Source organism: Corynebacterium kalinowskii (assembly GCF_009734385.1).
Lineage (GTDB): Bacteria > Actinomycetota > Actinomycetes > Mycobacteriales > Mycobacteriaceae > Corynebacterium > Corynebacterium kalinowskii.
The window spans coordinates 159,845-179,934 of record NZ_CP046452.1 but is presented as its reverse complement, the minus strand read 5'-3'; the positions used below and the strand labels follow the sequence as shown (position 1 = coordinate 179,934).

The following is a 20,090-nucleotide window of genomic DNA, read 5'->3' as shown; positions in this document are numbered from 1 at the left end:
TGTAGATTCTTACAGTCTGCTTTTTTGATTCCACCAAGACTGAAAGGCTCCCAGTTGGCGTACGCAGAATCCGCAATCCCCGTGTCCCTCGTAGGGTCCTTCCGCTACGCCTTCGCCACCAAGGGCCAGCTCCGCAAAGAGATCTTCGGCGGGTTAATTGTCGCACTGGCGCTCATCCCTGAGTCGATCGCGTTTTCGGTGATCGCGGGCGTGGACCCGGCCGTGGGTCTCTTCTCGAGCGTCATCATGGCCATCGTCATTTCCTTCACCGGTGGCCGCCCTGCGATGATCGCTGCCGCTACGGGCGCAGTCGCGGTAGTGATTGCGCCCGTAGCCAGGACATATGGGCTCGACTACTTCCTCGCGACCGTGATCCTGGCTGGCATTTTCCAGCTGGTGCTCGCGGCTGTGGGCGTCGCAAAGCTCATGCGCTTTCTGCCACGCAGCGTCATGGTTGGCTTCGTGAACGCGCTGGCGCTCGTGGTGCTGATGGCCCAGCTGCCGCACCTGATCGGCGTGCCGCTGCTGGTGTACCCGCTGGTCGTTGCAGGTGTGGCGGTGCTGCTGTTGTTGCCGCGCTTATCGACGGCCATCCCCGGCCCACTCGTCGTGGTGGTCATCTTGACCGCTCTGACAGCCGGATTGGGTTGGAATGTGCCGACGGTACGTGGCCAAGGCGAATTGCCAACATCGCTCCCTGAATTGCTGGTGCCAAACGTCCCGCTGACCTGGGAAACCTTCCGCATCATTGCCCCGTTTGCATTGGGGATGGCTTTGGTCGGCCTGATGGAGTCACTTCTGACTGCGAAGTTGATCGATGACATCACTGCCTCGCATAGTTCTAAGGCGCGAGAGAGTTTCGGGCAGGGCGTGGCCAACATCTGTTCTGGGTTGTTTGGTGGCATGGGCGGTTGCACGATGATCGGCCAGACCTTGATTAACGTCAAGGAACTCGGCGCGCGTACCCGCTTGTCCACGCTGCTCGCAGGCAGTTTTTTGCTCGCTTTGCTCATGCTGTTGCAGGACGTGGTGGGGCTCATTCCGATGGCGGCGCTCGTCGCAATCATGCTGATTGTGGTGCTGCGATCGTTTGATTGGCATTCGGTGGCCCCGCGGACGCTGCGGGCCATGCCGGTGTCGGAGACCCTGGTCATGCTGACAACCGTGGTGGTGACGCTCGCGACCTCGAACCTTGCCATTGGCGTGGTGACTGGTGTGCTCGTGGCCATGGTGAACTTCGCTCGCCACGTCGCCCAAATGGTCGAGGTGGCTGAGACTCCCGAAGGCTACCGCGTTACCGGCCAGCTATTTTTCGCCTCCAGCAACGACCTCATCTACTTCTTCGACTACAGTCGCGCGCTGCCGGAAGTCGTTATCGACTTCTCCGGGGCCACCGTGTGGGACACTTCGGCGGCCGCCACACTCGATGCCATCTCGCAGAAATACCAGGATCGTGGCATCCCTGTTCATTTCACCGGACTTGACGCAGCGAGCGCGGAGCGGGTGGAGCGGTTTGCGGAGTCATGAAGGCTGAATGAAATTTGATGGTGCCAACAAGATTTCATCCTGGTGTCCGGTAAGACCTAAGGCACTTGGTGCCCGGCCGCGTTGAGCAGCAGGAGCAAATCACCGATCGTGTAGTTGCCCTGCGCCATGGCCTGCAGGTCTCCCACGGGAAGATTGCCATCGAGTTGCTTCACTAAGCCACCGAGGGCGCCGGCCACATCCCCTTCCAGGCCTGCTGCTCCGCCGAGCTGCTGCGCCAACGCTCCGGCCTGATCGGCAGGCAGGATGCCCAGAGCTCCCACTGCTGCAAGCAGGGCCGCGATGAGCTCCTTGCTGGAGGCTCCCAGGTCAAACCCGGTTGCGACAGTCTCGCCTGGGGTGAGGACTCCGCCGTAGCCGGAGAATCCATTGAGCTGGGATGGGGTGCCGTTGAATAGGTTCATGTCCACGGGGGTATGGATTCCGCTGACGCGGCCGTCGTCGGCACGCTGCCAAAATGCCATCTGGTCCCAGCCACCGGGTAGCTGCCCCGGGACATCGTTTTGGTAAGCGGCGAGCCACAGTGGGTAGCGGTTGAACTCGGTAGTGTTGGCCATGTCTTGCTGCCAGAAGTAGCGGTAGGTGTAGACGATGGGCTTGCGCCCGGTCAGGCGCTCGGTTTCGCCGAGGAAGGTGCGAGTCCAGGCTTGCAGTTGGTCCGGATTCAGGCCATCAGTTTGCTCAAGATCCATGACGGGTGGCAGGTCTTGCGGGTGAGCATTGTAGGCAGCCGCAAACTCGGCAGCCTGGGCTACTGGATCGGTGCCTGGCCTGGCGTAGTGGTAGGCGCCGACGATGAGGCCGTTGGTCCGGGATTGCTGAATGTCAGTGGTGTATTGCGGATTCTGGTAGCCGAGTCCCTCGGTAGCCTTCACAAAGGCGAATTCCTGTGACTGGTTCACGGATGCCCAGTCGATGTTTCCCTGCCAGCTGGCAACGTCGATGCCAGAAGGGGCGTGGGTGCTGTCAGCGATGGCTGCAGGGGTGAGAAACGTGGCGGAAAGAATAAATGGCAGAAGAATCCGTCGAATACGCATGGACCCAACGGTACACAACTTTCACATCAGTCACATCAGTAACACGTAAGAGTTGTCTGACTTTCTTCTCCTAACAGCCTGGACGTAGATCCACATGAAGAGCGGATAGATGATGGCGGACATCACCACGTAGTGGGCCACCATGGCCACTTCCGTTGGCCACATGATGTTCCACAAGAAGTGCAGGGAGAAGGCTACAAAGACCCACCACAACCCCTTCAAAGAGTCGCGCTGGAAGAGCGCCAACCCGATTCCCCAGCCCGACAGCGCCGTAAGCACGATGTGCAATCCGGGACCGGCCAGCAGCCGCACTCCCCATGTTTGAACGGCACCATCAAAATCACTGTTGGCATCGAGAACTGCGCCCACGGCGCCATAAAGCAGATTTTCGTTGACCTCGAAACCAAGACCGACCAGTCCGCCCGTGACGAAGCCATGCCACGGCCGATTCAGCCTGCGGAACGCATACAGCATCACCAGGACCCCGAGGGCTTTCGCGATTTCCTCTGGATAGGCTCCCGCGAACGACGCTTGTACCGCATCCCAGCCCAACCGATCCGTGATCTCCACCCACCCCAGCGCCGGCAAGAACACCAGGCCAAGGGAGATCGCAGCACCCCACACCAGGCAGGCCACCACATAGAGTGGCCCCGCGGACGGCCAGAGCGGCCCGGCGCGAAACAGCAGGATTCCGGCGACGAGATAAATCGCAACAAACAGCAGACCGAGACCAAAGCCCACTGGCGAAATAAAACCATTGACAGCCGAAAAAATAAGGGAAGCGGGGAGCCCCACAATCGTAATCAGCCATACAGGCCAGAGCCGGTTCATGCTTGCACCCCCAGCTCGCTGAGGTCGGGGAGCTCGCCTTGGCCGTCGCGAAGCTCATGCAAAATGAGTGCCGCGTACGGTCGTCGCTTGTCCCCTTCCACCACAGCGATCATGGTGTGTCCCTCGGATTGTTTGGAGAGCCCAATGCCTTCCGCTGTTTCATAGAGCAAAACGTCGCCGTCACGGACAAATTCCCCCTCACTGATGGGGACAACTAACAATGCCCGCATCGCTCGTTGCAAAGTGATTTCTGCGTCCTCACTGTCTTCCATGATCAGGGTGTGTACCTTGGCACCTTCGCATTGCCACATGGGAAACATGACATCGCCTGCTTCCTCACAGACGAGTTCCCCGCCGTCCGGCCAATAGATAGGCACTTCCCAATCGATGCCGACCATGCCAAGCGTGACTTGGCTCCGGTCGTCATCGACCTGCGGTATCACCAGGCTCAGCAAGGACGGAGACACCATGAGCGCAACCGCAACACCAGCGATCTTCCAGAACGGCAGGCGGGGTTTGAGTCGGTATGAGGGCATAAGCCTTAGGATAGTTGGGTATGGACAACCTGTACGAAGAAGTCAACGGCCAGTGGCTGGCCACCCACGTCATCCCCGAGGACCGGGCCGTAGACGGCACCTTCCACAAGCTTCGCGACGACGCCGAGGCCGCCGTCCACGAATTGGTGCAACAGCACCCCCTCTACACCGGCTTCATGGACGTTGCCACCCTGAACTCTTTGGGCGTTGCCCCACTCGCTGAGGATCTTGATCTGCTTTCCCTGCCCGTGACTGAGGCAATCGGCAAGCTGTGGCGCACCGGCGTTTCCGCACCTATTGGCGCTTATGTAGCCAAGGACTCGGCATCGGAAGAGTCTCTGGTGTACCTCTACCAGGCCGGACTGGGCTTGCCTGACGAGGCCTACTACCGCGAGCACCCGGAAATCTTGGCGGCTTACGAACAGCACGTTGAGCGGATGTTGGAATTCCTGGACAAGTCCGAGCTGTCACCCCTCGTGGTTGCTCTGGAGAAGAAGCTCGCCGCCGCGCACTGGACCAACGTGGAGGCGCGCGACGCCCAGAAGACCTTCAACCCGAGTGAATTCTCCGAGTTGCCTCAGCCTATTCAGTCTTTGCTTACCGCCGCCGGCATTCCGCAGCACCGTGTGATCAACATGATGCCTTCCTTCACCACCGCGCTTGCCGAGCTCCTGGAGACCGAGGACTGGACGCCGTGGCTGACCTGGCACGTCCTTTCCGCCCGCGCACCGTATCTCACCGAAGAGATCTCCCATGCGAACTGGGAGTTCTATGGCCGCACCCTCACCGGCGCGACCTCGCAAAGGGATCGGTGGAAGCGCGCTGTCGGCCTGGTTGAGTCGCAGGTAGGCGAGGAAATCGGCAAGGCCTACGTGGCCCAGCACTTCCCACCCGCACACAAGGACTACATGTCCGATCTGGTGTCCAAGCTACTCAAGGCCTACGAATCCCGAATCTCTCAACTCGAGTGGATGACGCCGGACACCCGTGCCCGCGCGCTGGAGAAGCTGGCAAAGTTCCGCGCAAAAATCGGTTACCCGGATCAGTGGCGCTCCTTCGACGAGCTCACTTTTGGCCCGTCATTGGTAGCCAATGTCCGCGCCGCCTCCGCCTTCAACCACGACTATGAAGTAGCCAAAATCGGCAAACCAGCTGACCGCGACGAGTGGGTCACCACCCCACAGACCGTCAACGCTTTCTACAATCCGGTGGTCAATGACATCACCTTCCCCGCCGCCATCCTCCAACCGCCGTTCTTTGACCCCACCGCCTCCGAGGCCGCCAACTTCGGCGCCATCGGCGCGGTCATCGGCCACGAGATCGGGCACGGCTTCGACGACCAGGGCTCGCATTACGACGGCGACGGCAACCTGAACTCCTGGTGGACCACCGCTGACCGCGAAGCTTTCGCTGCACTCACCTCCAAGTTGGTGTCCCAGTTCGATGGACTGATCCCATCTGTTTTGGAGGGCAAGGAAGGAATCAAGGGCGTGAACGGTGAGTTCACCCTGGGCGAAAACATCGGTGACCTCGGCGGACTCGGCATTGCAGTGACCGCTTTCCTCATGTCCGGTGGCTCTCGCCCCGAATTGCCAGAGCTCTTTCTCTCGTGGGCGAGGATCTGGCGCACCGCGATCCGCCCAGAGATGGCTGAACAGTACTTGGCGATCGACCCGCACTCCCCTGCCGAGTTCCGCTGCAACGTGATCGCGGCCAACATCGACGAGTTCTACGAAGCCTTCGAGGTCGGCGAGATGGCTATTCCAGCCGAGGAGCGCGTGCGGATCTGGTAGACCACCCAGGTTGGATTTGGTTATGCAGACTGACGTTTAACCCCTAAAAAGTCGGTCTGCATTGCCAAATCCGGCAGCTAGATCGCTAACGCCGCTCCCGCCGCCATCACTACCAGGGGTAACCCTTTGAGGTAGTAGTAGACCAGCTCCGGTGGCGCGGACATTCCCATCCCGTTGTCTACGTAGGTAAGGGATACCACCCTGCGAGGTTGTCCCCGCTGATAAGAACCGAATCCGATGGCCACTGCCATCATTGCGAGGGCAGTCCACGGCATCGGCCACACGTAGGCCATGAACGCCATACCAACCAGAGCATGTCCGGCTGCCATGAAGTAGCCAGGCCAAGGGGTTGGGGTGAGCTTGCGCAAGTCACCGCATCGGTAGACACCCGCACCGAGGATCGTCCAGGTCAAGCTGAATACGATGAAGGCTCCAATACCAGCACTGTTGGCTGTCGCCAGGGCGTTAGCGCATTGAATGAGGGCGATGACCAGCAAATAGGAGCGGCGCTGGAGGCGTCGTAAAGCAAGCGGGCGAGCGAAGGCTCGCGGTGAGGACATCCACATGCCAGTCAGCGCGTCCGAGGCGAGCTCGTTGTCCTGGACGTGCAGCGAACTAAGGCCTATGAGACGGGTTCGACCTGCGGAAAGCAACTGAGAGAGCCGGGCGGGCTTGAGTGCTCCCAAAAATGCTCGCAAGGCTACCGCACCGACAGCGCCGACCATGGCATGCCCCAAAGCGGCACCAACAATCGATCCGAAGAGAGCATTTGCGATGAGTTGAGTAACGGAATCGGCATCGAGACTGCGCCTGCGCTGACGGGGACGCTCGCGATAAACCCAGCGCAGCTCGGACAGAGCACGTATTGGCATGAGTTTTTCCATCAACCAGGTAAAGGCGACCACGGCGATGATCCCTGCCGTCTGGGCGATGCCACTGGGGATGCGGGAAGCAGGCGTACCTGAATGCGCATCCAACCAGGACATTCCCTGCCAGAAAAGCCCGGCCACGATGCATACAACGACGATCGGATAAAAGAAGCCAGAGATCTTTTCGAGGAATTTCATGACAGGTCAATGATCTCGGCGCATGCTTGCAAGACGATGTCGGCATGCGAGGCTACGATCACGATGTCATCTTTCGCCCGATCCTGAAGCTGTGTGCAGAGGAATTCGATCCAATTCTGATCCAGGTGACGTTCCGGTTCGTCGATGAGCACCACATCAGCAGGAACTGCGAGTTGAGAAGCTAGAAATACGCGTTGACGTTGGCCGCTAGACAGCCACATCGGCGGATGCGGAAGTAGATCCTCGAGTCGCCAGGTGTCCACCAGCTCATCGGACTCATCGGTCAGCAGCTTGAGGTGCTCCGATACCGTGAGGTCTGGGTAAAAGATCGGGTCACCAACCCGCATGATGACGCCGTCACCATCGAAATCGATGGCACCTTCGATGGGGTCCAGCTCGCCCGCGATAGTGCTGAGCAGGGTGGATTTTCCCGCACCATTTGGGCCCCGAAGTCCATACATTCCGCCCGGCACGAAAGTCATGTCCAGGTGGCCGATGGGAAGCTTGTGGCCGTAAGTGCAATCCACTTTCAACATACCCATTAGAGTAGCAAGGTTCGATTTAGATTGACTCGAGCGTAACCGCCCCGATCAGGCATTAGAGCCACACCATTGCTCTTGCCAAAACTCAACTTACCCGGTAACTTACTGGGTAAGGAGGTGTCCAGACTAGTGTCCATCAAATTCGCTCTACTCAGCCTCCTTGGGGAACAACCACAAGGATCGGCGCAGCTGCAAGCTACGTTCCACGAACGTACTGATAACACTTGGCCGCTCAACATCGGCCAGGTGTATCAAACCGTCAAGCGGTTACAAAGAGATGCGTTGATCGAGGTCACGGGACGTGAAGGCAAGGCCGACATTTTCAGCCTCACCGCCGACGGGAAGCGCGAGCTCCAGGAATGGTTGGCAACGGCCGTCGAAAAGCCTGCGGATGACCGCGATGAGTTGGTGATTCGGATGGCCGTCGTGCAGGATCGCGGGCCTCTGATCAAGGTGCAACGCGAGGCGAACATGGCGCGCCTGCGCAAATTGACCCGTATGCAGGCCGAAGGTGCGGCCGAATTGCTCAAGCAACGGCAGATCTTCGATCTCGAAGCCGAGGCGCGCTGGCTCGACTACCTGGAGGAACAATCATGAAGCTTGAAAACATCACCCATTCCTACCCCGACGGCTCACAAGTACGCACCGTCCTGCGGGATGTGACTCTGGAGGTCGCACCGGGCGAACTCGTCGCCGTCATGGGACCTTCCGGTGCCGGCAAAACCACGTTGCTGCGGATTGCTGGGCTGCTCGAAGAGCCCACCCGAGGCCGCGTGCTTATCGACGGCAAAGACTGCGCAACCCTTGACAGCAACCAGCGCGCTGACCTGCGACGTGATCATCTCGGATTCGTTTTCCAGGACTACAACCTTATTGACACCCTGACCATCGCGGAGAACGTAGCTCTGCCGCTCGAATTAGCAAAGATCCCGGATGCCCGCACGGCTGCACTCCAGGAACTGGAGAACCTCGGTCTCAGCGCGGTAGCCGACTCATTCCCTGCTGACGTGTCCGGTGGCGAAAAGCAGCGCGCAGCAATTGCCCGTGCATTCATCGGCCCCCGATCCGTCATCTTGGCAGACGAACCTACCGGCGCCCTCGACACCGCCAACTCCGATGCCGTTATGCGCTTGATCCGCTCCCGGGTCGATGAAGGTGCCTCTGGGCTACTCGTCACCCATGAGCCACGTTTGGCAGCGTATGCAGATCGCAGCGTACGACTTAAGGATGGTGAGCTGCAATGATGCGGCTAGCTTGGCGGGACATAATCAGGAACTGGAAAAGCTCCCTGACCGCGGTCCTATTGTTTGCCATCCCGATTACCCTACTCACGGCCGTTTTTTCACTCGCATTTACCGCGATGCGATATGAAGAACACCCCGAGAACACGCTCACCTATGTCCGTACCCATGAGGATCTCGGCGCGGGATTCTTGCCTGCAGTTCGCGGGCAGGTGTTGCTCTCCCACAATGGCGTGGAAGCACGAAACTGGATTACCGCGCTCGACCCTGCTGCCGGCACTGCGGACCTCCAAGTGCCTCCTGCCGGAACAATCGATTTACCGCTTCGGACAGCTCGCGCTTTGGGAGTCGAAGAGGGCGACACCGTGGTGGTTGCCGATCGCCTGCTCACAGTCAACCGTCTCCATCTGTTTTCCAATTCGATTGCGCACCACGCGGACTTTGCTACCGGCCTTGAAACTGCCCAACCTGGAAAGTGGTGGGTCGCACAAGGGGAAGTACCCGCCACCTACATCGAGCTGGACTCTCGGCAACACTTGCCCGGCAAAGCCAGCCGGATTGTAGTGGCCTTCTTTCAAGATCCTGCTGGAATCGCAATAATGCTGTCCCTGTTGTCATTGATCATCATCTTCACTGCTGGGCTCACCGCGCCATTGTTTGCTGTAGCACATAAGCGCATGTCACACACCGTGGAGCTGTTGGAACAAGTTGGCGCCAGGCGCTCACAAATCCGCAGTATGTTCGGATACCACGGCTTGTTCCTTGGTATTGGTGGCTGCCTCATCGGGCTACCGTTGTCCTGGCTGCTAGCTGAGGCAAGCATGCGTTTTCTCATGGACGTATCCGTTATCTGGGACTATGCACTGGGATTGATGTTCGCCGCTGTGACCATAACCTCTGCTCTCATCGCCTCGATGATCCCCCTAATCGTGCGGCCACAGGCCCGGCCACGGCTCTGGCATGCGATCCCGGGTCCGGTGCTACTCGTCATCGGCGGGCTGCTGTTTCGTGAACCACAGATCGGCTTCTACGTAGCTTTACCCCTGTTCATTCTGGGTGGCGCCCTGAGCGGTTTCACAGTGGTTGCTCTAGCCCCCGCCCTCGCAAAACGCAGCCCCGCTGTTCTGCGCATGGCGCTTCGCGACGCTCACCGAAACTACCTGCGCAGCGCTAGCGCTATCGGCGCAATCATTCTAGCCGCTGTTGCCCTCACTGCTTTCAGCCAACTTGCACACCGCATGATGCCTGACAGCTCCCCATTCAACTCCGGAACTTTGGCACGCGCCCAACAAGTAGTGAACTCGCCAGTCGGGTATGAACCACAGCTGCGCGACCTCGAGAAAGACTTCGGTCCCCGAACCGACCTCTACACCTTTGCTGACACTTCAGGCGACAGCTACGACGGACACCTCGCTTGGTACAAACTCGGCATCTACAACTACGAGATCATCGCAGAGCCCGAGTTTTTGGACTACCTCAGCATCGATGATGAGGTACGCGAACGCGCCAAAGCAAAGCTTGACTCGGGCACGCCGATCACGGAAGCTGACCTTCACCTGTCTACGCCCGGCAAATTAACCACCCCGACAATGGCAGCAGATAAACCTCTTGAATACCAAGCTTCCCTCTTTGCTGCTGAACCAGCCCCACTCAAGCAACTCGCACTTCATCGACAAAGTCAGCTCTCCGGCTTAGAGATCGGGCCCACATCCGAATCCGCTTCAATAGGACTCGTAATGGGAATCCTGCTCGCACTCGGAATCATCTTCGTGGCGTGTATTACTGGCCTTGTCCTGACACTGACCCAGCAAGAATCACACACCGACCGAGCCCGGCTGCAGCATATCGGAGCCAGCCCGCGCACCCTGCGCAGTTACCGATGGGCCCAAGCCTGCTGTATCGCAGTCCCCGGCCTGGCCCTCGGGATCCTCTTCGGACTCTTTTTCTAGAGGTCGCGCCAGATCAATTCTGCGACGACGAGCTGTTCTTCCGAATCCGGACGCACACCAATGATATTTCGGGCGGACGGCATGCGTGATACCCGCAGGTGCTTCACCGGCAGCAACCGGCGCGGCAGCCGCAGCTCAAATGATCGACCCACGCCATTGACTTTGGCGTTCGCTCGGACGCTCTCCTCAGTGACATCTTCGATCACAACATCCGTGATCTCGGTCGTGGGAGTCTGGCCCGACCCCTGGATATGGAGCGCTTGAGCTTTGCCATCGCTGCGTTCAGCTTCAGTATCGCCAGCCAAAATCACACGCACGATCTCCCCGATGGCAACCGGATCGGCCGTTGCCTTCGCAACGTACCGGGTACCCAGCACACTGTGTTCCATGGTGCCGACTACACCGCTCGGGAGTTCATCACTTCGGTAAGTCACGGGAAGCTGAATCGGACGGTCTTCACCATCGGTGCCCAGCACGAAATCGATTCCCACCTCTCCCGCGGGATCTACCAGGCGAAAAGCTCCGATTTCCTTGAAACCGGGCACCCACTGCTGCAATACTTCTTGTTTGGTTGGGGTTAGTGTTGCCGAAATAATCTCTGCTACGCCGCTCATGGCTGCCAGTGTATTCCCTCCAGGGCAAGCAAGTACTGTTTTGCGGGCAATCCGCCTAGATATCCGCCCAGCCCCTTGCTAGCCAAAACCCGGTGACATGGCACTAGGATGGGCAGGGGGTTACGCGCGCACGCTGTTCCCACTGCCCGCGCGGCGCCTGGCCTGCCAAGTTCAGCCGCGATCTCACCGTAAGTCCTCGTCTCGCCATAGCTTATCGACGCCAAGTGGTGCCGCACCTCATCATGAAAGGAGCGCTTCACCTGCAACGCTTTCCGGTCCAGCGGGACGCTGAATTCACGGCGCTGCCCTGCTAAATAGCTCTCGATTTCTTCCCTGGCCCACTGTTCTAACTGTGTCCCGTCGCCTGCGTCGCTGGCTTTGAACTGGACCTGGGTGATCCCCATATCGGAGCTAACAATTGTCAAAGGTCCCAGGGCGGAGTCGAAGGAAAGCATATACTCAATTCTTATGAACGATTTCGTTGTAGGCGGGCAAGACCGCAAGCTCAGTGACAAAGAGCAGTTCGAGCTACTCGAATGGTACATCCACGAGCATTACCCGCTGACCGACCTGGAAGATTGGTTGGCGCGGCTACCGGATCGTTTGACGCACGCTGCAATGATGCAGCTCGGAACCGCAGCGGATCATGAAATGCCGGGCGTACTGTACGGGCCGGGCGTATCGATGTCCGAGCACGGCCTGGGCACGTTGTTTACCCCGTCGAAGCCGACCGGCCGTACTGCGGTAGCTTCTTTTGGTCGCGCGCATGGACCGGCGACGGAGAATTACTGGTTCCCGTTGGTGGCTGCTGCCGCGCAACTTTCGGGATCGACAATTCTGGCCACTAATAAGGTGGCCGAAGCTAAGGGATTTTCGTCCTACGCTTGGGGTTTGGGCGAGGGGTGTCCGCTGGTTGAAGATGCGGGCTTCGACAATTACCTTTTGACCCGCCCGGAAGGCAACTGGATTCAGACTCCGAAGTCGGCCCGTGAGGAAATTCAGGCCGTGGCGGAGTTCTTAAAGAGTTAGCTTCTTTAGGTCCACCCCGTTTTCTTTGAGGGGCAGCCCGTCCGCACGCCAGTGTGGGCGGGCTTTGTCGGCGACAGCGCTGGTCCCATCGGCGCGGACGACTCGCCACCAGGGTGTTTCGGAGCCGTATTCGCGCATGATGCGGCCGACTTGGCGTGGGCCGCATCCGACGGCTGCGCCTATTTCGCCGTAGGTGGCCACCTCGCCGGCTTTCAGCTGGCTGACGTGGTCCAGGACGGCGTCGATAAGCGCTTCGCGGTCTTTATTGGAACTGGCTGAGGTCAATGCCTTGGAGCGGGTCTTCCTCGCGGCCTTCTTCTGCTGGTTCTGGCACTTGCGCCAGGGTCAGGGTCGCGCCGGTGGAATCGGCAATCAGGCACATGCGCCCAAAGTCGGAGTCCCATGGTTCCCGGATGACGGTGCCACCGAGTTCGGCGACCTGTGCTGCGGCGGCATCGACGTCGAGGACACCGAGGTAGGTCTGCCAGAAGCTCGGTACCTGCGGTGGGAACTGGCCTTCGGCATCCCACAGGCCAGCAAAAGGTGCGCCGTCTTCCAGAGCGCTGGTGTAATTGAAGCTTCCGTCTGGGGAGGTCATTGCGGACGTCATCCAGCCGAAAAGTTCTTCGTAAAACTCGACGGCTTTAGCGTACTTTGCAGTGGCAGTGAGTTCGTACCAGGCAGCCGTGCCTGGTTCCCCGCCAGCGACGAAGATTTCCTCGGTCGCCAAGAGACCGAAGATGGCGCCGCTTGGGTCGACGCACAGCGAGATGGTTCCGCGGGTGATCTCGGTTGGTTCGAGGAGGATGCGGCCGCCGAGTTCAGCGACGCGTTCAACGGTGTTCTCGATGTTTTCAGTGAAGAAGTAGGTGACCCAAGAGTCTGGCATGGTGCCAGCTTCCTGGGCGACGAAGCCAGCTACCGGCATGCCTTGGCTGCGGGCAAGGCGGTACTGATCATTGTCATCGCATTCCCAGCCCATGATTGTTTGGTAAAAGTGGCTGCTCTTGCGCAGGTCAGACGTAGAAAGCTCGCTCCAGATGGGCATTCCGTGGCGTGATTCAAATGCTGGCATGGGTCACATGTTCTTCCATTTTTCGTAGTCGAAATCGTCGTTCGCGGTGGCTTCGTCAAAGTAATCGTCTTCCTCATCGTCTTGAGCGACTACTTTGGCGCATACGTCCCCGATACAGACAACATCGCCTGGGCGTAGGGTTTTCCCTCGGCGGGTGTCAACTTCACCGTTGACGGTGATTTGACCTGCGGCAATGGCTTCTTTTGCCGCCCCTCCGGTGTCAACCAAGTTGGCTAGTTTAATGAACTGGCCAAGTTTGATGGATTCGTCTTTGATACCGACGTCATACATGAGGATAGAGCTTACGCGAGTTTGACCGCAGTACCGGTCGCGCTCACCATCAGCATGTTGTTTGCCTGCCCCATGGTGGAGTAATCCAGCGCTACACCGACGACGGCATCGGCACCGAGTTCCATAGCGCGCTGCACAAGTTCTGCGAGTGCGGTTTCTCGAGCTGCTTGCGCTTCGCCTTCATAAGCCTCGCTGCGTCCGCCGACAATATTTCGTAGGCCCGCGGTGAAGTCTTTGAATGCATTGATACCGACGATGGTTTCCCCGGCCACTATGCGAATATAGTGGGCAATTTCGCGGCCTTCGACGGAGTTTGTGGTGGTGACAATCATACTTGGTCCCTTGGCTTGATGGTCATGTTTTCAATACACATGTGGGCTGGTAATGCTGCGACCCACCGAATGGCTTCGGCAATATCTTGTGCGGTCAGATTTAGTTTATCTGCGTAGACAGCATCTGCCTTCGCTTCATCACCTTTGAACCGGACGAGCGAGAAATCGGTTTTCACGCGGCCTGGGTCGATTTCAGTGACGCGAATCGGCACGCCTTCCATTTCTTGGCGCAAGACCTTGGTCATGGCGCGCACGCCAAACTTGGCGGCGTTGTAACCTGCTCCACCCTTGTACGGCGTGATAGCCGCGATGGAACCGATGTTGATGATGCTGCCCTCGGACGCGATGAGCTTGTCAAGCAGGGCCTGCGTGACGTTCAAGGTGCCAAGAACGTTGGTTTCGTACATCCAGCGCCAATCATCGACGTTGGCCTCAGCGATTGAGTCAAGTCCCTTTGCGCCGCCGGCATTGTTAACCAGCAAGTCGAGGCTGTCGATACTATCTGCCATGCGTTGTACCGCATCCACATCGGTCACGTCCACTACCACGGCTGTACCACCGATGCGCTCAGCGATAGCAGCTACGCGATCAGCACGACGTGCCGCGACAATGACATGCCAGCCGTCCTGCGCCAATGCTTCTGCCGTGGCTTCACCAATCCCGCTTGACCCGCCGGTCACCAATGCTGTCTTAGTCATACCTCCTACAATAGGTCGGACGCGCCGACGACGCGGTTATTTATCAGACCTGTTGCCTCCATGAGCGCGAAACAGGTAGTCGGGCCAACGAACTTGAAACCCTTTTTCTTCAGCGTTGCTGCCATCTGATGCGATTCTGCGGAGACAGTATGAGCAGTTGCACTGCTGACAGGCTGCTCCCAGTGCTCGGGAGCGAAAGACGCTAATAGGGCGAGCAGGCCGCCATCTTCCCGGAGTTCTTGAACGCACCGCGCATTGTGTACTGCCGCTCGAATCTTTGCACGATTGCGGATGATGTCGGGATTTTCAGCGCACCGTTCGATATCTGATTCACTAAATGCGGCGACCGCATCGACGTCAAAGTCCTTGAAGGCCAGCCGAAATGCATCTCGCTTTCGCAGCACGATAGCCCAGGACAATCCAGCTTGGAAGCCTTCGAGGACGAGGCGTTCAAACGCCTCGGATTCCGTGAGTATTGGCCGGCCCCATTCATGGTCGTAGTAATTCCGCATGAGCTCCGACTCTGCCGCCCATGCAGGGCGAATACGTCCATCTTCACAGGCGACAAGCCCTTTTTCTTCTAGATTTCCATTCATGCCCCACATTTTAAACAGGCCAAGAGACATCCCCACCGATCAGTTAGCACATATGTTCTACGCACGCTCGAGCGAGAATTGACTTACAATGAGTTACAACGTTTTCAACGAAAGGACGACGGCTATGAGCATCTTCGACAAGGCTAAGGATTTCGCCGAGAAGAACCCTGATCAGGTAGACGGGCTTATCGAAAAGGCTGGCGACCTCATCGACGCCAAGACCGAAGGCAAGTTCGCCGACAAGGTCAATCAGGCTCAGGAGCTGGCGAAGGACAAGCTCCGCGGCGAGAAGGCTGGCGCACCGGCAGAAGCACCTACCGAAGCTCCAGCCCCTGGCGAGGCTCCTGTCATGGATGAGACCCCAGTGGAAAATCCAGTAGACGAGCCTAACGTCACCCCAGCACCAGAGATGTAATCTCCAACTTCCACGAGAGCCGCAGCCGACAATGGCTGCGGCTTTTTCGTGCCCGAATCATCTCACCGTCATCACAAAGCCGTTGCATTCTAGTGCCCACAATTCCCGTTTCTCCAGGTCACAGAGATTTAGTCAAAGCGTCCCCTCAGCAAAGTCCCACGGCCACCCCTAGGCTGGGCCATGCATAGCCGCACAACGAAAGGATTTGAATAATGGGCATCATGGACAAGGCAAAAGACTTCGCGGAGCAGAACCCGGAGAAGGTAGACCAGGCCGTCGATAAGGCAGGCGACGCAGTGGACAACAAGACTGGCGACAAGCACGCTGAGCACGTTGACCGCGCACAGGATACGGTCAAGGACCGCCTGAACTAGAGATTTACTTGGCGAATCGTGAGATTGATTCGCCCTTCCCGCAAACCGCAATCAGCCGGCAGCGTGCCCGGATAGAGCTTGGGCACGCCGTGAAATGCCCGCCGGTTCTCCCCACCGAAGACGAGGAGATCACCGGATTGGAGCTGCACGTCATGCCAGGGCCGATTGCGGTTTTCGCAGTTTCCGAGTCGAAACAGCGCCGAGTCCCCGACCGAGAGGGAGACGATCGGCGCTTCGGACTCTTCACCAGCATCTTGATGCAACCCCATCGTGGCGGTGGGCGGATAGTAGTTAATCAGCAGCATTTCAGGCTTGAAGCTGGCGACCCAGGGCTGCAATTCAGGCGCCACCTCCGCGGCAGCAGCCAGCCCGGCGCGCCCCACATGCAGCGCCCATTGGGGCATATCCAGCGGGGATCGCTCGTAATGGTTAAGGTTTGCCAAGGTGCGGTAGCCCAACATATGCATGTAGACACTCATCGTGCCTGATTTCAATTCCGGCCGTTTCATATGCCCACGTGAAAGATCGCGGGCCTTCTCCACCACATCATGTTGCTGCTCAAGGGATAAAAACCCAGGTACATGAGCCACGCCAGATGCGATTCGACGAGGCGGGGTGGGCACGGAGTTGAAAAGCGAAGGCATACTGTTAGGATATCCCCTGAAATTGTAGACTTATCAACAAAATTGGAGAAGGCATGAAAATTGCAGTAGTCCTCGGTTCCATCCGCGACAGCCGCTTCGGCATTCAGGTAGCCCAGTGGGCAGTCGACAACATCGAGGGCGCTGAGCTCGTCGACCTCAAAGAATTCAACCTGCCATTGCTGACCAGCGCCGTCCCGCCAATGATGTTGAAGGGCAAGTACGACGTCCCCGAGCAGCAAGCCTGGGGCGAGAAGATGGCTGAGTTCGACGCCTTCATCTTCGTCACCGGTGAGTACAACCACAGCATTCCAGGTGCTCTCAAGAACGCCATTGACTCCCTTGGCGTTGAACTCCTCGGCAAGAAGGCCAGCTTCGTTTCCTACGGTTTCGACGGCGCCATCCGCGCGGTTGACCACCTGCGCATCGTGCTGCACAACTTCTCCATGTCGCTGCCACGCGCCCAGGTTTCCATCAACCTCAACCACGAGATGGTCGACGGCAAGTTCGTCCCAGCCGCCCACCAGGCTGGCGCGCTCCAGCAGGTTGTCGAGCAGCTGACCAAGTAGCCGCACTGCGCTGGGGGTCAGCGTCCAAGATAGGATCATTAGCCGTGCATCCCTGGATCCCCTTGAGCGGGGCAATTGCCTGCGAAGTGGTCGCCACCCTCAGCCTTGAACCCGCGCTCAGCAACCGATACCTCCTGGTCATCGTGGCTGCTGGCTATGTCGGCGCTTTCTTTTTCCTCAGCCGAACGCTGAAAGCAGGGATGGGCCTCGGCGTAGCCTATGGCCTGTGGTCAGCCATCGGGGTTGCGCTCACGGCAATTTTGGCCACCGTTCTTTTCCACGATCCGCTGTCTTTGCTCAGCGCGATTGGGCTCACCCTCATCGTGGGCGGCGTCTATTTGGTCCAGGCCGGCGCCAAATGATCTACCTTTTGGGCGCGATCATCACCGAAGTCTGTGGCACCCTACTTTTGCGAGTGGCAACTTTTGGCCAGCGCTGGGTCTTCATACCCGTCACCGCGCTCTACGTTATCTCCTATTATTTCCTGGCTTTGACGCTCCGCACCGGCATGCCGCTAGCCATCGCTTATGGACTCTGGGCAGCCCTCGGACTACTCGCCACCACCGCACTCTCCGCACTGCTGTTTAAAGAGAAAATCACCCGAACCATGCTGCTCGGTCTCGGCCTGATCATGGTTGGGGTGCTCTGCGTGGAGCTCGGCTAGCCGCACTTAATTCCGGTGGAATGGATCGGGCAATAGCCGTTGGGCACCTTGTGCAGGTACTGCTGATGCTCCTCCTCAGCCAAGTAATACGGCTGCATGCCGGTCACCTCAGTGGTGATCGGCGGGAAGCCATTCTCCTCGAGTTTGCGGCCATAGGCGTCGACAAGCGCCTGCACCCGCGCCGGCTCGTGCGTGCAGAAAATCGACCGATACTGCGTCCCGACGTCGTTGCCCTGACGGTAACCCTGGGTGGGGTCGTGCGCCTCAAGCGCCTTAACGACGACATCCTCCACCGAAATCTCATCGCCGAAAACAACGCGAACAACCTCGGCGTGCCCGGTTCGACCGGAGCAGACCTCCCGATACGTCGGATTCGGGGTGAAACCACCGGCATAACCGACGCTGGTGGTGAGCACACCCGGCATCTCCCAATACATTCTTTCGGCGCCCCAAAAGCAACCAATTCCGACCAGGATCTCGTTGCCCGCGAGATCCAGTGGCATGTCCAGGACTGCGTGTGGGGCAGGAGTCGGATTGACAGGCACCGAGCCACCCCTAAGTGCGGTTTCGGCGGTGACCATTTCCGGTTTCGGAGCGAAGAGGAATCCCATATACGCCATCATATCGTTGCGGAAATCCAAAACACGCCTATCATGGGGAGCACACCGTCAAACGAAAGGTTTTACCACATGGCTAAGTACGAACTTCCACAGCTCGATTACGCATACGACGCTCTCGAGCCACACATTTCCGCTGAAATCATGGAGCTGCACCACACCAAGCACCACCAGAACTACGTCAACGGTGCAAACGCTGCTCTTGAGAAGATGGAAGCTGCTCGCAAGGACGGCACCATCGGCGCAGTTGTCACCGGCCTGTCCAAGGACCTGGCTTTCAACCTCGGTGGACACACCAACCACTCCCTGTTCTGGAAGAACCTGGCTCCTAACGCTGGTGGCCAGCCAACCGGTGAGCTTCTCGACGCCATCGTCCGCGACTTCGGCTCCTTCGAGGATTTCCAGGCACACTTCGACGCTGCCGCTCTTGGCCTGCAGGGCTCCGGCTGGGCAGTTCTGGCTTGGGACACCATCGGCGAGCGCCTCGTTATCGAGCAGATGACCGACCAGCAGGGCAACCTCTCCATCGACCTGCGCCCACTGCTCATGCTCGACATGTGGGAGCACGCTTTCTACCTCCAGTACAAGAACGTCAAGGCAGACTACGTCAAGGCTGTCTGGAACGTCTACAACTGGGACGAAGTAGCAAAGCGCTTCGAAGCTGCTAAGTAAATAGCTTTAAATACCGCAAACTGCCCCGGCCTTCCATGTGGAGGGACCGGGGCAGTTTTTGCTATCGAGTTGGGGATTCTGCTAGATCCGCCCGAGCACGAAATTCTTGAACAACTCCACGGGTGGCGCCTCGAAAAGCCCTGACTGCCAAATCAAGCCGATGTCGCGCTCGAAACGCGGTTCTAACGGAATCAGTTCGACACCATCGAATGCCAACGCCGGATCCCCTAAGGGAAGCAAGGCGACGCCCAGACCAGAGGAAACGAGGCCACCGACTGTGGTCATTTCCTGGGTTCGAAACGCGATCTTGGGAGTAAACCCGGCATCAGCAGCAAGGTGCTCGAGAATGATTTGAATGCCGTACGCCTCGTACATTCCGATGAAATGCTCGCCCTTGAGCTCGGCAAGTGGCACCGAAGAACGTCCGGCTAGTGGATGCCCGCTGGGTACCGCCAACGCCAGTTCCTGGGTGCGCAGGACCGCCCACGACACCTCAGGACATGCTGGCGCCGGGCTAACGAAGGCGAGGTCGAGGTCGTCGATAAGCACGGCGTTTTCCAGGTCGCGCGCCGGACCTTGGCACAGTTCAAATTGGACTTGGGGGAAGCGGGCGCGGTATTCGCGCAGGAGGGAGGGGATGAGCCAGGTGCCCAGGGAGTGCATGAAGCCTATGCGAACGGTGCCGCGCTCGGGGTCCATGAGGCGGTGAACCTCGCGGGAGCCGGCATCGGTGGCAGTCATGATGTCACGGGCATAGGACTGGAATGCCCGACCACGGGCGTTAAGCTGCAGCGATCGGCCGACGCGATCAAAGAGGGTGGCGCCGAGCTCTTCTTCGAGTCGGGCGATGCGCCTGGAGAGAGTCGGTTGCGGAACGTCCAGCGCGGCGGCAGTTTCCGTGAGGTGGCCCGATTCGGCGACTGCGAGGAAGCTCGCGATGTCGACAGTAGAAAGATTCAATT

General features: G+C 58.6%; 28 protein-coding genes. 12 read left to right on the top strand and 16 right to left on the bottom strand.

Annotated features, from left to right (window positions below):
• The first annotated feature begins 24 nt into the window (after positions 1 to 24).
• A complete protein-coding gene (locus tag CKALI_RS00870; protein WP_156191513.1) occupies positions 25 to 1,527 on the top strand; it encodes a SulP family inorganic anion transporter in 1,503 nt (500 codons plus the stop codon).
• 56 nt (positions 1,528 to 1,583) lie between these two features.
• Here CKALI_RS00870 and CKALI_RS00865 read toward each other — a convergent pair whose 3' ends face one another.
• The 3 genes from CKALI_RS00865 to CKALI_RS00855 form a co-directional block, all read right to left on the bottom strand.
• The gene (locus CKALI_RS00865) at positions 1,584 to 2,582 is read right to left on the bottom strand and encodes a glycoside hydrolase family 25 protein (RefSeq protein ID WP_156191512.1); all 999 of its coding nucleotides are present in this window, start codon (positions 2,580 to 2,582) and stop codon (positions 1,584 to 1,586) included.
• A gap of 30 nt (positions 2,583 to 2,612) precedes the next feature.
• On the bottom strand, positions 2,613 to 3,323 hold the full coding sequence (locus CKALI_RS00860; RefSeq protein ID WP_197079729.1) for a PrsW family intramembrane metalloprotease: 711 nt from the start codon (positions 3,321 to 3,323) through the stop codon (positions 2,613 to 2,615).
• Positions 3,324 to 3,409: 86 nt separating this feature from the next.
• On the bottom strand, positions 3,410 to 3,949 hold the full coding sequence (locus CKALI_RS00855; RefSeq protein WP_156191510.1) for a hypothetical protein: 540 nt from the start codon (positions 3,947 to 3,949) through the stop codon (positions 3,410 to 3,412).
• 20 nt (positions 3,950 to 3,969) lie between these two features.
• Here CKALI_RS00855 and CKALI_RS00850 point away from each other — a divergent pair, with 20 nt between their 5' ends.
• Positions 3,970 to 5,742 (top strand): M13 family metallopeptidase, encoded by a 1,773-nt coding sequence (locus CKALI_RS00850; protein ID WP_156191509.1) that lies wholly within the window; start codon positions 3,970 to 3,972, stop codon positions 5,740 to 5,742.
• Positions 5,743 to 5,819: 77 nt separating this feature from the next.
• Here the strand turns inward: CKALI_RS00850 and CKALI_RS00845 are convergent, their stop codons facing one another.
• Both CKALI_RS00845 and CKALI_RS00840 read right to left on the bottom strand, forming a co-directional pair.
• Entirely contained in the window at positions 5,820 to 6,809 is a 990-nt protein-coding gene (locus CKALI_RS00845) for a hypothetical protein (RefSeq protein ID WP_156191508.1), read from the bottom strand.
• Positions 6,806 to 7,345: an ABC transporter ATP-binding protein gene (locus CKALI_RS00840; protein ID WP_156191507.1), complete on the bottom strand. Its 540-nt coding sequence runs from the start codon at positions 7,343 to 7,345 to the stop codon at positions 6,806 to 6,808. Before CKALI_RS00840 ends, CKALI_RS00845 begins: the two co-directional genes overlap by 4 nt.
• A gap of 135 nt (positions 7,346 to 7,480) precedes the next feature.
• On the opposite strand from CKALI_RS00840, the gene CKALI_RS00835 reads away from it, so the two are divergent.
• The 3 genes from CKALI_RS00835 (at position 7,481) to CKALI_RS00825 (ending at position 10,541) form a co-directional block, all read left to right on the top strand.
• Positions 7,481 to 7,948, top strand: coding sequence for a PadR family transcriptional regulator (locus CKALI_RS00835; RefSeq protein WP_156191506.1), 468 nt, complete (start codon positions 7,481 to 7,483; stop codon positions 7,946 to 7,948).
• Positions 7,945 to 8,595, top strand: coding sequence for an ABC transporter ATP-binding protein (locus tag CKALI_RS00830; RefSeq protein ID WP_156191505.1), 651 nt, complete (start codon positions 7,945 to 7,947; stop codon positions 8,593 to 8,595). Before CKALI_RS00835 ends, CKALI_RS00830 begins: the two co-directional genes overlap by 4 nt.
• A gap of 116 nt (positions 8,596 to 8,711) precedes the next feature.
• A complete protein-coding gene (locus CKALI_RS00825) occupies positions 8,712 to 10,541 on the top strand; it encodes an ABC transporter permease family protein (protein ID WP_156191504.1) in 1,830 nt (609 codons plus the stop codon).
• On the opposite strand, the gene CKALI_RS00820 is transcribed toward CKALI_RS00825, so the two are convergent.
• A complete protein-coding gene (locus CKALI_RS00820) occupies positions 10,538 to 11,155 on the bottom strand; it encodes a CG0192 family protein (RefSeq protein WP_156191503.1) in 618 nt (205 codons plus the stop codon). The genes CKALI_RS00825 and CKALI_RS00820 overlap by 4 nt on opposite strands.
• Complete coding sequence (locus tag CKALI_RS00815) at positions 11,152 to 11,610, bottom strand: methylated-DNA--[protein]-cysteine S-methyltransferase (RefSeq protein ID WP_156191502.1); 459 nt, start codon at positions 11,608 to 11,610, stop codon at positions 11,152 to 11,154. Before CKALI_RS00815 ends, CKALI_RS00820 begins: the two co-directional genes overlap by 4 nt.
• A gap of 13 nt (positions 11,611 to 11,623) precedes the next feature.
• Here CKALI_RS00815 and CKALI_RS00810 point away from each other — a divergent pair, with 13 nt between their 5' ends.
• Positions 11,624 to 12,184 (top strand): hypothetical protein, encoded by a 561-nt coding sequence (locus CKALI_RS00810; protein ID WP_156191501.1) that lies wholly within the window; start codon positions 11,624 to 11,626, stop codon positions 12,182 to 12,184.
• Here the strand turns inward: CKALI_RS00810 and CKALI_RS00805 are convergent.
• The 6 genes from CKALI_RS00805 to CKALI_RS00780 are packed head-to-tail and all read right to left on the bottom strand — an operon-like array spanning position 12,173 to position 15,185.
• Complete coding sequence (locus CKALI_RS00805; RefSeq protein WP_156191500.1) at positions 12,173 to 12,469, bottom strand: MGMT family protein; 297 nt, start codon at positions 12,467 to 12,469, stop codon at positions 12,173 to 12,175. The two genes, CKALI_RS00810 and CKALI_RS00805, sit on opposite strands and share 12 nt — an antisense overlap.
• Entirely contained in the window at positions 12,447 to 13,259 is an 813-nt protein-coding gene (locus CKALI_RS00800; RefSeq protein WP_156191499.1) for a VOC family protein, read from the bottom strand. The genes CKALI_RS00805 and CKALI_RS00800 overlap by 23 nt, the downstream gene beginning before the upstream one ends.
• 3 nt (positions 13,260 to 13,262) lie before the next feature.
• Positions 13,263 to 13,550 carry an RNA-binding S4 domain-containing protein gene (locus CKALI_RS00795; RefSeq protein ID WP_197079728.1) on the bottom strand — a complete coding sequence of 96 codons (288 nt, stop codon included), beginning with the start codon at positions 13,548 to 13,550 and terminating at the stop codon, positions 13,263 to 13,265.
• A gap of 11 nt (positions 13,551 to 13,561) precedes the next feature.
• Positions 13,562 to 13,882, bottom strand: coding sequence for a YbjQ family protein (locus CKALI_RS00790; RefSeq protein ID WP_156191497.1), 321 nt, complete (start codon positions 13,880 to 13,882; stop codon positions 13,562 to 13,564).
• Positions 13,879 to 14,580 carry an SDR family NAD(P)-dependent oxidoreductase gene (locus CKALI_RS00785; protein ID WP_156191496.1) on the bottom strand — a complete coding sequence of 234 codons (702 nt, stop codon included), beginning with the start codon at positions 14,578 to 14,580 and terminating at the stop codon, positions 13,879 to 13,881. The genes CKALI_RS00790 and CKALI_RS00785 overlap by 4 nt, the downstream gene beginning before the upstream one ends.
• A gap of 5 nt (positions 14,581 to 14,585) precedes the next feature.
• The gene (locus tag CKALI_RS00780) at positions 14,586 to 15,185 is read right to left on the bottom strand and encodes a DNA-3-methyladenine glycosylase I (RefSeq protein ID WP_156191495.1); all 600 of its coding nucleotides are present in this window, start codon (positions 15,183 to 15,185) and stop codon (positions 14,586 to 14,588) included.
• 115 nt (positions 15,186 to 15,300) lie between these two features.
• Here CKALI_RS00780 and CKALI_RS00775 point away from each other — a divergent pair, with 115 nt between their 5' ends.
• Both CKALI_RS00775 and CKALI_RS00770 read left to right on the top strand, forming a co-directional pair.
• Entirely contained in the window at positions 15,301 to 15,591 is a 291-nt protein-coding gene (locus CKALI_RS00775; protein ID WP_156191494.1) for an antitoxin, read from the top strand.
• A gap of 221 nt (positions 15,592 to 15,812) precedes the next feature.
• On the top strand, positions 15,813 to 15,965 hold the full coding sequence (locus CKALI_RS00770) for an antitoxin (protein WP_231580496.1): 153 nt from the start codon (positions 15,813 to 15,815) through the stop codon (positions 15,963 to 15,965).
• Here CKALI_RS00770 and CKALI_RS00765 read toward each other — a convergent pair.
• On the bottom strand, positions 15,962 to 16,609 hold the full coding sequence (locus CKALI_RS00765; RefSeq protein ID WP_156191492.1) for an alpha-ketoglutarate-dependent dioxygenase AlkB family protein: 648 nt from the start codon (positions 16,607 to 16,609) through the stop codon (positions 15,962 to 15,964). The genes CKALI_RS00770 and CKALI_RS00765 overlap by 4 nt on opposite strands.
• Before the next feature lie 53 nt (positions 16,610 to 16,662).
• Between CKALI_RS00765 and CKALI_RS00760 the strand changes: the two genes are divergently transcribed.
• The 3 genes from CKALI_RS00760 to CKALI_RS00750 are packed head-to-tail and all read left to right on the top strand — an operon-like array spanning position 16,663 to position 17,839.
• A complete protein-coding gene (locus CKALI_RS00760; RefSeq protein ID WP_156191491.1) occupies positions 16,663 to 17,175 on the top strand; it encodes an NADPH-dependent FMN reductase in 513 nt (170 codons plus the stop codon).
• 44 nt (positions 17,176 to 17,219) lie between these two features.
• The gene (locus CKALI_RS00755) at positions 17,220 to 17,537 is read left to right on the top strand and encodes a DMT family transporter (protein WP_156191490.1); all 318 of its coding nucleotides are present in this window, start codon (positions 17,220 to 17,222) and stop codon (positions 17,535 to 17,537) included.
• Positions 17,534 to 17,839 (top strand): DMT family transporter, encoded by a 306-nt coding sequence (locus CKALI_RS00750; RefSeq protein ID WP_156191489.1) that lies wholly within the window; start codon positions 17,534 to 17,536, stop codon positions 17,837 to 17,839. The genes CKALI_RS00755 and CKALI_RS00750 overlap by 4 nt, the downstream gene beginning before the upstream one ends.
• On the opposite strand, the gene msrA is transcribed toward CKALI_RS00750, so the two are convergent.
• Entirely contained in the window at positions 17,836 to 18,450 is a 615-nt protein-coding gene (gene msrA, locus CKALI_RS00745; protein ID WP_156191488.1) for a peptide-methionine (S)-S-oxide reductase MsrA, read from the bottom strand. The two genes, CKALI_RS00750 and msrA, sit on opposite strands and share 4 nt — an antisense overlap.
• A 78-nt stretch (positions 18,451 to 18,528) precedes the next feature.
• On the opposite strand from msrA, the gene CKALI_RS00740 reads away from it, so the two are divergent.
• Positions 18,529 to 19,128, top strand: a complete 600-nt coding sequence (locus CKALI_RS00740) for a superoxide dismutase (protein ID WP_156191487.1) — start codon at positions 18,529 to 18,531, stop codon at positions 19,126 to 19,128.
• Positions 19,129 to 19,209: 81 nt separating this feature from the next.
• On the opposite strand, the gene CKALI_RS00735 is transcribed toward CKALI_RS00740, so the two are convergent.
• Positions 19,210 to 20,088, bottom strand: coding sequence for a LysR family transcriptional regulator (locus CKALI_RS00735; protein ID WP_197079727.1), 879 nt, complete (start codon positions 20,086 to 20,088; stop codon positions 19,210 to 19,212).
• Positions 20,089 to 20,090 lie beyond the last annotated feature (2 nt).

Coding starts and splice junctions, on each gene's coding strand:
- msrA (WP_156191488.1), bottom strand. CDS start 18,450: ATGGGATTCCTCTTCGCTCCGAAACCGGAAATGGTCACCGCCGAAACC.
- CKALI_RS00765 (WP_156191492.1), bottom strand. CDS start 16,609: ATGCCTTCGCTTTTCAACTCCGTGCCCACCCCGCCTCGTCGAATCGCA.
- CKALI_RS00820 (WP_156191503.1), bottom strand. CDS start 11,155: ATGAGCGGCGTAGCAGAGATTATTTCGGCAACACTAACCCCAACCAAA.
- CKALI_RS00775 (WP_156191494.1), top strand. CDS start 15,301: ATGAGCATCTTCGACAAGGCTAAGGATTTCGCCGAGAAGAACCCTGAT.
- CKALI_RS00780 (WP_156191495.1), bottom strand. CDS start 15,185: ATGTGGGGCATGAATGGAAATCTAGAAGAAAAAGGGCTTGTCGCCTGT.
- CKALI_RS00825 (WP_156191504.1), top strand. CDS start 8,712: ATGCGATATGAAGAACACCCCGAGAACACGCTCACCTATGTCCGTACC.
- CKALI_RS00810 (WP_156191501.1), top strand. CDS start 11,624: ATGAACGATTTCGTTGTAGGCGGGCAAGACCGCAAGCTCAGTGACAAA.
- CKALI_RS00740 (WP_156191487.1), top strand. CDS start 18,529: ATGGCTAAGTACGAACTTCCACAGCTCGATTACGCATACGACGCTCTC.
- CKALI_RS00840 (WP_156191507.1), bottom strand. CDS start 7,345: ATGTTGAAAGTGGATTGCACTTACGGCCACAAGCTTCCCATCGGCCAC.
- CKALI_RS00850 (WP_156191509.1), top strand. CDS start 3,970: ATGGACAACCTGTACGAAGAAGTCAACGGCCAGTGGCTGGCCACCCAC.
- CKALI_RS00785 (WP_156191496.1), bottom strand. CDS start 14,580: ATGACTAAGACAGCATTGGTGACCGGCGGGTCAAGCGGGATTGGTGAA.
- CKALI_RS00830 (WP_156191505.1), top strand. CDS start 7,945: ATGAAGCTTGAAAACATCACCCATTCCTACCCCGACGGCTCACAAGTA.
- CKALI_RS00845 (WP_156191508.1), bottom strand. CDS start 6,809: ATGAAATTCCTCGAAAAGATCTCTGGCTTCTTTTATCCGATCGTCGTT.
- CKALI_RS00770 (WP_231580496.1), top strand. CDS start 15,813: ATGGACAAGGCAAAAGACTTCGCGGAGCAGAACCCGGAGAAGGTAGAC.
- CKALI_RS00865 (WP_156191512.1), bottom strand. CDS start 2,582: ATGCGTATTCGACGGATTCTTCTGCCATTTATTCTTTCCGCCACGTTT.
- CKALI_RS00795 (WP_197079728.1), bottom strand. CDS start 13,550: ATGTATGACGTCGGTATCAAAGACGAATCCATCAAACTTGGCCAGTTC.
- CKALI_RS00790 (WP_156191497.1), bottom strand. CDS start 13,882: ATGATTGTCACCACCACAAACTCCGTCGAAGGCCGCGAAATTGCCCAC.
- CKALI_RS00815 (WP_156191502.1), bottom strand. CDS start 11,610: ATGCTTTCCTTCGACTCCGCCCTGGGACCTTTGACAATTGTTAGCTCC.
- CKALI_RS00750 (WP_156191489.1), top strand. CDS start 17,534: ATGATCTACCTTTTGGGCGCGATCATCACCGAAGTCTGTGGCACCCTA.
- CKALI_RS00855 (WP_156191510.1), bottom strand. CDS start 3,949: ATGCCCTCATACCGACTCAAACCCCGCCTGCCGTTCTGGAAGATCGCT.
- CKALI_RS00760 (WP_156191491.1), top strand. CDS start 16,663: ATGAAAATTGCAGTAGTCCTCGGTTCCATCCGCGACAGCCGCTTCGGC.
- CKALI_RS00800 (WP_156191499.1), bottom strand. CDS start 13,259: ATGCCAGCATTTGAATCACGCCACGGAATGCCCATCTGGAGCGAGCTT.